Here is a 7820-nt window from a genome sequence, read left to right as displayed (position 1 = left end):
TAAGAAACTCTAAATAATGGCTAAATTGGCGATGGAGTGGTGCCGTATTGCAACCTAATTTCGAAAATTTGGCCTCAATTTTCACCAATGCGCGCCAACGCCGTTCCCTAGCACCCACGACCCAAATTGCTTTTCACGCTCGTAAAACGCAAAAAAGCCGCAAATAATGCGGCTTTCTCAGGTAATTTAACTAACTTCAGACCCAGGGGCGTGCGGCAGACGCCGCAGCTTCGAACTGATCAATGGACTTCACTTTTTCCATCGTCAGACCGATGTCATCCAACCCGTTCATCAAGCAATGCTTCTTGAAGGCATCGACTTCAAAGCTAAAGACATCCCCATCTGAAGAGGTGATCGTCTGTGCTTCCAGATCAACTTCGATCCGCGCGTTCGATCCTTTTTCAGCGTCTTTCATCAACACATCGACTTGTTCTTGCGGCAAGGCAATCGGCAGAATGCCGTTCTTAAAGCAGTTGTTGTAGAAGATGTCCGCATAAGACGGCGCAATCACGCAAGTGATCCCGAAATCAGCAATCGCCCACGGCGCATGTTCACGCGATGACCCGCAGCCAAAGTTCTCGCCCGCGACAAGGATTTGCGTATCGCGGTACTGCGCCTTGTTCAGCACGAAATCTGCAATCTCGTTGCGATCATCATCATAGCGCATCTCATCAAACAAGTTCACGCCAAGACCAGAGCGTTTGATCGTTTTCAAGAACTGCTTTGGAATGATCATATCGGTGTCGATGTTGACCAAAGGCATCGGTGCGGCAATCCCGCTAAGTGTTGTGAACTTTTGCATTACATCATCTCCCGCACGTCGGTCAGTTTGCCTGTGATGGCTGCTGCAGCGGCCATTGCAGGGGACATCAGGTGCGTACGTCCGCCGCGACCTTGGCGTCCTTCAAAGTTACGGTTGGATGTGGCCGCACAGCGTTCGCCCGGTGCCAATTGATCTGGGTTCATCGCCAGACACATGGAACAGCCAGCAAGCCGCCATTCGAAACCTGCGTCGATGAAAATCTGCGCAAGCCCTTCTTCTTCGGCTTGTGCGCGCACAAGACCGGATCCGGGGACAACCATCGCCCGCAACCCGTCTTTCTTTTTCTTACCCTTTAGAATGGCCGCAGCCGCCCGCAGGTCTTCGATCCGGCCGTTGGTGCAAGAGCCGATAAAGACTGTGTCGATCTCGATCTCGGACAACGGTGTGCCGGGTGTCAGCGCCATGTAGTCAAGCGAACGCTGCGCTGCGCCCACTTTGCCGCCCGTAAAATCGGAAGCGGCTGGAACATTTGCCGTGATCGGCAAAACGTCTTCTGGCGATGTACCCCAAGTAACAACGGGTGCAATATCTTCGCCTTTCAACGTGATGACCTTATCGAAATGCGCGTCTTCGTCGGTGAACAGCGTTTTCCAGTAAGCGACCGCTGCTTCCCATGCGGCACCTTTTGGTGCGTGTGGGCGACCCATGCAGTACTCATAGGTCTTTTCATCCGGAGCGATCAGGCCAGCGCGTGCGCCGCCCTCAATCGCCATGTTGCACACGGTCATGCGCCCTTCCATGGACAGTTCACGGATCGCCTCGCCGCAATACTCGATCACATAGCCGGTGCCGCCAGCGGTGCCTGTGGCCCCGATAACGGACAGGGTAATGTCCTTGGCTGTTACACCGGAGCGCAGCTTGCCTGTGATCTCGACCTTCATGTTCTTGCCCTTGCGCTGGATCAGCGTTTGCGTGGCCAGAACGTGCTCGACCTCTGACGTGCCGATGCCGTGCGCCAATGCGCCGAACGCACCGTGGGTTGCCGTATGGCTATCGCCGCACACAACCGTCATGCCTGGCAGGGTCCAACCCTGTTCCGGTCCAACGATATGCACGATGCCCTGACGGACGTCAGAGACCGGATAGTAGTGAATGCCGAATTCCTTTGCGTTGGTATCAAGGGCGGCCACCTGAATGGCGCTGTCTTCGGTCATGTTCTTGGGATCGTCGCGGCCCGGTGTTGTTGGCACGTTATGATCAGGCACAGCGATTGTTTTCTCTGGCGCGCGCACCTTGCGGCCTGCCATGCGCAAACCTTCAAAGGCTTGCGGGCTGGTCACTTCGTGCACCAGATGGCGGTCGATATAAAGCAAGCAAGTGCCGTCTTCGGCTTCGTGGGCTACGTGCGCATCCCAGATTTTGTCATAGATCGTTTTGGGGGACATTGTCCTCTCCCGTATTTGAAATGTCAGGGGTCGTCAGGCGTGCGGAAACGGAGTGTGTTACCTGCGGGCTAGGATTGTGCTGCGCGCACCAAAGAAACGCCAAGGCAGGCGTGCGCGATCATCCATGTCAAAAACCTTTTTCATGAGGTTGCCCATATAGATCAAGACCCAACGCTGCAAGCCTATTGGGTTAGGAGCTAGTCACGTAAAGACAATACGAGATCAGGAATTCAAGGTGTGAAGTTCAATGCGACTTTGTTTACTGTCGCCGCAAATTTCAAAGGGCTTTCTGGACCCAAGACATCCACGACGTTCACATATCTTATCTCATCAAGATATTGCGTTTCGGATTGATTGGTAAATGCAACGGCCACATCCACATCATCTAGGCCGACGCCGGGCTGCGCAAAAATATCACCGCGGAAGAATGCCGATGACATCTCGAAATTCGCAACCCTGTTGTCATAGGCTACATCGGTTTCATCCGTCAGCCGGTCCAGCACAACCGAAACAAGTGTCCCAGCTTCTACGACACCACTGTCCCGCTCGAGCGTCGTGTCTAAGAATGTAACCTTAAACGCAGGTAAAGTACCCAAATTAACAACATCCGCCGCATCCACGGTTAGGATCATTTCATGCTCCGTCACGTCAAAGTCAGTAATAATCGCTAGGGTTTCTTCATCATCATTCCTGTTGGCAAGTGCATAGAACTTCGTATCACCCGCTGGATCGTCGAGTTCTGCCTTACCTGTGACCAGAACCAGCGTATCAAAATCATCGGCCTCATCGACATCATTCTGCCCACCGACAGCAAGTCCGCTTCCGCCCCAAATATAGATTATATCGTTGCCTGCTTCACCGCGCAGTGTATCGTCGCGATTTGTTGCATCAACCAATTCGCCATCAACAAGCCGCGCGCCCGGGCCGCCCAAAATGACATCATTCCCATAGCCGCCGCGGACAACGTCGCTTCCGAAACCGGCGTCGATATAGTCGTCATCGGCATCACCTTCGATGGTGTCGTTGCCCTCAAGTCCGTATATTTTGTCTGCGCCACTGGCCCCATCAATAATATCGCGTCCTGAACCGCCAGTGATAGTGTCATTGCCGGGACCGCCTTTGAGTTCATCCAAACCACCGTTGCCGGTAATTGTGTCGTTCCCAAAGAACCCCTGAATAAGGTCTGCCCCCGCAGTTCCGGTCAGAGTGTCATCTTCTGGACCGCCGCGAATCTGGCTGCGATTGTCGACAATTTCATCCTCGTCTTCATCCCCACCCAGACTGGGCAGAATGAGGACGCCTGCGGCAACCAGTAACAATATGATGGAAATCGACATAACGGTTAACTTTCACTGCAGCATTTGAGGAAAATGTTACTGTTTCGGCCTCGCTCAAACAAGCCTAGGTTTTGCGTCAGCGGTGAAAGACAGCAGGGTTGCCATGTTGCGGACGCACTTGCCTGTCCGACCCCGATCATGCGACGCTGACACAAGCGCGGATACAGTCAGGTTAAAATGGCACAACACCAAACAGAACAAGAGGTTGTCGTCTCTCCGACCGCCCCGGAAGTGGCGATTGACGAAGTCCTGAGCATCAGCAGTGACTTGCTAGCCCAAGGCCAACTTTTCGTCGAAACACTGTTTCGGACGTGGAACCTTTATCAAATCCTGATCGCCATAGGCGTGTTTGTGGTGGCGCATATTTTGCGGGCGATCCTTGGCCCGCGCATTCGCGCTTGGATGGGATCGCGCGAAAACTGGCCAAAATGGCGGATGCGCATTCTTGTTGTCGTACATCAGCGGCTTCGCGCGATCTTTTTTGTCACGCTGATCTGGGTCGTTATCCTCGCTATGCGCGAAGCGACATGGCCAAGCCGCAGCTACCTGCTTAGCGTGATTGGCACGCTTGCCTTTGCTTGGCTTGGCATCGTCTTTGCGACCCGCCTGATCAAAAGCCCCTCACTGCGCAAATTCGTCCGTTATGGCGCGTGGACTTGGGCGACGCTACAGATCCTCGGCCTTCTCGATTCCGCCGAACGACTGCTAGACAGTATCGGCTTTAGCATGGGCGAAGTCCGCTTTTCATTATTATTGCTCGTCCAAGGGTTGGTGATCCTAGGCGTTCTCATCAGCCTCGCCCGGTTCTTTACAACAACGACGACAACCCGCGTAAAGGCGAACGAAGACATTAGCCCATCTATGCAGGTCTTGATCGTAAAAGGCGTGCAGATCGCGTTTTATGGGGCTGCATTTTTCCTTGGAGTCCGCGCACTTGGGATCGATCTGACAGGCCTTGCTGTGCTGTCGGGTGCCATTGGTGTCGGCCTTGGTTTTGGTCTGCAAAAGGTCGTGTCGAACCTCGTTTCCGGCGTCATCATCCTGCTGGACAAGTCGATCAAGCCAGGTGACGTGATCAGCCTGGGTGATACCTTTGGGTGGATCAATTCGCTGGGTGCGCGGTATGTATCGGTCGTGACCCGCGATGGCCGCGAATACCTGATCCCGAACGAAGACCTTATCACCGGACAGGTGGTTAACTGGTCGCACTCAAACGATTTTGTGCGCCTCGATATCCATTTCGGCACGGCCTACCATGACAATCCTCATGACGTACGGCGCATCGCAATTGCAGCCGCGCAAAGCGTGGATCGGGTCCTCAGTGACCGCAACACAGTATGTCATATTGTGGGCTTTGGCGACAGTTCGGTCGACTATATCCTGCGGTTCTGGATCAAGGACCCTACAGGCGGGTTAACGAACATTCGCGGCAATGTGTTCTTGGCGCTATGGGATGCTTTTGCTGAAAACGGGATCAGTATTCCATTCCCGCAGCGCGAGGTAAAACTGCTCGAAAGCGAGCAGGTGAACGTGAAGATGGATCAGTCCTAACGCCGCCGCTAACCGCCTAGCCGCTTGCGCATTGCTTGATAGATTACAGCCGTGGCGACATTGGCCAAGTTCAATGACCGGACCTTTGGATTTAGCATAGGCAAGTTAAATGTGCGGTCGTGCATCCCGTCCAGTATCGCCGCAGGCAAACCTTTGGATTCGCAGCCAAAGACAAGATACGCATCCTCTTGATATTCGGGGTCATAGACTGTGCCTGCGCCATATTCCTCAAAGAAATACATAGCATCTCGCGGTGGGTGCCGAGCATCTATAAAGGCTTCCCAGCTATCATATTCGGTTAGGTTCACATGTTTCCAATAGTCCATACCTGCCCGCCGCACGGCCTTTTCTTCGATTGAAAACCCGTATGGTTTTATCAGGATCAGCTCAAGGTCCAGTGCCACGCACGTCCGCCCGATAGCACCGGTATTGTACGGAATCTCTGGCGTCACGAGCACCATCTTGAGGCATGGATCAGGCATTGAACTGGCTTTCTGCAACACAGGCTGGCAGCGTGTTATCCCAGCAGGGTTAGGCTTAACAGCACCAAGTTCCCCTCGTTGCCAGTGAAAAACCGCGCTTGTCGGCGCGGTTTAGGTTCGTTTCTAAATATTTGCGACCATATCAGTGCACGATCGTGGGCTATGTCTATCGCCAAGCGTGCGGAAATCCGAACATAAAATGGCTCTGATAGTACAAGGCATAATCATCCGTTCCCTGATCGCCAACTTCGGGCAGATGCGTGATTTCGGGTGAAAAGAGGGCGTACAGCCATGAAAGTACCAACATCAATCATTCCTCCAGAAAATAGGACAATTGTTCGACAAAACCGTATTTGCGCATCCACGCATCGCCTTCGGGCGTGCGGCTGACGTTGCGGACTTTTTCAAGGTCTGTCACTTCGCCGACGACGGCAACTTGATACGCATCGTTGGGGTCGCGCAGGATTGCTTTGATTGTCATCGCATCTCCGAACAAGGCTTTGTGTTCGGCTTCATAAACGGCAGAGCCCGTCGGGTTTTCGGTTGTCGAAACGCGGGCGATTGAAATCATCATGGTCATTGTTCTGTTCCTTTGTGCTGGATCAAACGCCCCTGAATTGAGCGTGCACATATTGATTGCATGGAATCTATTGGCCAATAAGATAGCGATAATCGCAATTATAATTCGATGGGGTCGAACAATGATTGATCAATTACGGACGATTGCCATCTTTCAAACAGTGGCCGAGCTTGGCTCGTTCCGCGCGGCGGCCAAGTCGCTGAAGCTGTCGCCATCGGTGATCAGCCACCACATCACCCAGCTTGAAGGGCAGTTGGGCACGCCTCTGCTCTACCGTTCGACGCGGCGGATGTCGTTGACGGATGCGGGGACTGAATTGCTGGCTGCGTCACAGCGGATGACCACAGCCGCACAAGAGGGGTTGGCCGCTATCAATCGCCGTATCGAACAGCCGGTTGGCAAGTTGTCGATCACGATGAACACATCAAGCGCAAACCAGCCTTTTTGCGAGTTTTACACAGGCTTCGCCAAAGCCTATCCCAAAATCCAGCTTTCGCTGCATGTCTCAGACCACAGTGTCCAACTCGAAGGATCAGCTTTTGATCTGGCCATTCGCGGGCGCGTGGACGGGTTGGACGACAGTTCTTATAAGGCGAAAAAAATCGCACACTTGATGCTCGGGGTTTTTGCGACGCCGCGGTATATTGCGACGCGGCCCGCATTGAAAACGTTCGACGACCTTGCCGAATGGGACCGCATCGAAACCTTCAAAATCCCTTGGAAATCCCTTGCAAGCCTCATCGGGGCAAGCACCCCAACGCGCGAGCCTCGGGTCGTCATGTCTTGCGACAACTTCGAAATGGGACGGCAGTTCATGCTGGCTGATTTGGGCTTCTTGATCGAGGCAACAGCCCTGATGATCGACCACGTCAAGGCCGGAGAACTCGTGCAAGTCCTCCCAAATCAAAGCGCGCGTCCGTTTGAAATCTATGCGATCTATCCGGCAAACGCCCCTATCGACAGCCCAGCACGCCTGTTTGTGGAATATATGACAGGTGCCGCGATGAGAAAGGCGGAATGGGTTTCGTCGGGCAAGCACGTGATCCCAATGCAATCTGCCAATTAAAGAAAGGCCGCACGTTGCAGTGCGGCCTTCTCAAATAAAGGGCAAACCGATCAGCTGCTACGGTTCATACGGTTCTCGATCAGATCCTCAACAACCGACGGATCTGCCAGTGTCGAGATATCACCAAGCGCGCCGAAGTCATCCTCGGCAATTTTGCGCAGAATACGACGCATGATCTTGCCGGAACGGGTTTTTGGCAAACCGGGTGCCCATTGCAGAAGGTCTGGTTTGGCAATCGGACCAATTTCAGTGCGGACCCAAACCTCAAGTTCCTTGCGCAGCGCATCGGATGGTTCTTCGCCGTTCATCAATGTGACATAGGCGTAGATGCCCTGCCCTTTGATGTCGTGCGGGTATCCAACAACTGCAGCCTCAGCGACTTTCGCATGGGCGACCAGTGCGCTTTCGACTTCGGCGGTGCCCATCCGGTGGCCGGACACGTTGATCACGTCATCAACACGGCCCGTGATCCAATAGTAGCCGTCTGCGTCGCGCTTGCAGCCGTCGCCAGTAAAGTAGTAATTCTTGTAGTCCGCAAAATAGGTCTTTTCGAACCGCTCGTGATCGCCCCAAACGGTGCGCATCTGGGCAGGCCA

At 53.7% G+C, this 7820-nt stretch carries 7 protein-coding genes and 1 pseudogene; 2 read left to right on the top strand and 6 right to left on the bottom strand.

Features of this window, described 5'->3' with window-relative positions; all coding sequences use genetic code 11:
• Positions 1 to 196 precede the first annotated feature (196 nt).
• The 3 genes from leuD to QZ197_RS13295 form a co-directional block, all read right to left on the bottom strand.
• Entirely contained in the window at positions 197 to 802 is a 606-nt protein-coding gene (gene leuD, locus QZ197_RS13305) for a 3-isopropylmalate dehydratase small subunit (RefSeq protein ID WP_296432546.1), read from the bottom strand.
• On the bottom strand, positions 802 to 2208 hold the full coding sequence (leuC, locus tag QZ197_RS13300) for a 3-isopropylmalate dehydratase large subunit (protein ID WP_296432544.1): 1407 nt from the start codon (positions 2206 to 2208) through the stop codon (positions 802 to 804). The genes leuD and leuC overlap by 1 nt, the downstream gene beginning before the upstream one ends.
• A 230-nt stretch (positions 2209 to 2438) precedes the next feature.
• Positions 2439 to 3545 carry a calcium-binding protein gene (locus tag QZ197_RS13295; RefSeq protein WP_296432542.1) on the bottom strand — a complete coding sequence of 369 codons (1107 nt, stop codon included), beginning with the start codon at positions 3543 to 3545 and terminating at the stop codon, positions 2439 to 2441.
• 177 nt (positions 3546 to 3722) lie between these two features.
• Here QZ197_RS13295 and QZ197_RS13290 point away from each other — a divergent pair, with 177 nt between their 5' ends.
• Positions 3723 to 5096 (top strand): mechanosensitive ion channel domain-containing protein, encoded by a 1374-nt coding sequence (locus tag QZ197_RS13290; RefSeq protein ID WP_296432540.1) that lies wholly within the window; start codon positions 3723 to 3725, stop codon positions 5094 to 5096.
• Between the two features lie 8 nt (positions 5097 to 5104).
• Here the strand turns inward: QZ197_RS13290 and QZ197_RS13285 are convergent, their stop codons facing one another.
• Both QZ197_RS13285 and QZ197_RS13280 read right to left on the bottom strand, forming a co-directional pair.
• On the bottom strand, positions 5105 to 5578 hold the full coding sequence (locus QZ197_RS13285; RefSeq protein WP_296432538.1) for a tRNA (cytidine(34)-2'-O)-methyltransferase: 474 nt from the start codon (positions 5576 to 5578) through the stop codon (positions 5105 to 5107).
• Between the two features lie 310 nt (positions 5579 to 5888).
• On the bottom strand, positions 5889 to 6158 hold the full coding sequence (locus QZ197_RS13280; protein WP_296432536.1) for a hypothetical protein: 270 nt from the start codon (positions 6156 to 6158) through the stop codon (positions 5889 to 5891).
• A 121-nt stretch (positions 6159 to 6279) separates the two neighbouring features.
• Here QZ197_RS13280 and QZ197_RS13275 point away from each other — a divergent pair, with 121 nt between their 5' ends.
• Complete coding sequence (locus tag QZ197_RS13275) at positions 6280 to 7224, top strand: LysR family transcriptional regulator (protein ID WP_296432534.1); 945 nt, start codon at positions 6280 to 6282, stop codon at positions 7222 to 7224.
• A gap of 50 nt (positions 7225 to 7274) precedes the next feature.
• On the opposite strand, the pseudogene QZ197_RS13270 reads toward QZ197_RS13275, so the two are convergent.
• Positions 7275 to 7820: pseudogene (locus tag QZ197_RS13270) on the bottom strand (AMP-binding protein); the annotation flags it as partial.

Origin of the sequence: Yoonia sp. (genome assembly GCF_017854415.1) — a bacterium.
Taxonomy (GTDB): Bacteria; Pseudomonadota; Alphaproteobacteria; order Rhodobacterales; family Rhodobacteraceae; genus Yoonia.
Note: the sequence above shows the minus strand (reverse complement) of the source record. Positions and strands in the feature narration are given on the sequence as shown.

Coding starts and splice junctions, on each gene's coding strand:
- leuD (WP_296432546.1), bottom strand. CDS start 802: ATGCAAAAGTTCACAACACTTAGCGGGATTGCCGCACCGATGCCTTTG.
- leuC (WP_296432544.1), bottom strand. CDS start 2,208: ATGTCCCCCAAAACGATCTATGACAAAATCTGGGATGCGCACGTAGCC.
- QZ197_RS13295 (WP_296432542.1), bottom strand. CDS start 3,545: ATGTCGATTTCCATCATATTGTTACTGGTTGCCGCAGGCGTCCTCATT.
- QZ197_RS13290 (WP_296432540.1), top strand. CDS start 3,723: ATGGCACAACACCAAACAGAACAAGAGGTTGTCGTCTCTCCGACCGCC.
- QZ197_RS13285 (WP_296432538.1), bottom strand. CDS start 5,578: ATGCCTGATCCATGCCTCAAGATGGTGCTCGTGACGCCAGAGATTCCG.
- QZ197_RS13280 (WP_296432536.1), bottom strand. CDS start 6,158: ATGACCATGATGATTTCAATCGCCCGCGTTTCGACAACCGAAAACCCG.
- QZ197_RS13275 (WP_296432534.1), top strand. CDS start 6,280: ATGATTGATCAATTACGGACGATTGCCATCTTTCAAACAGTGGCCGAG.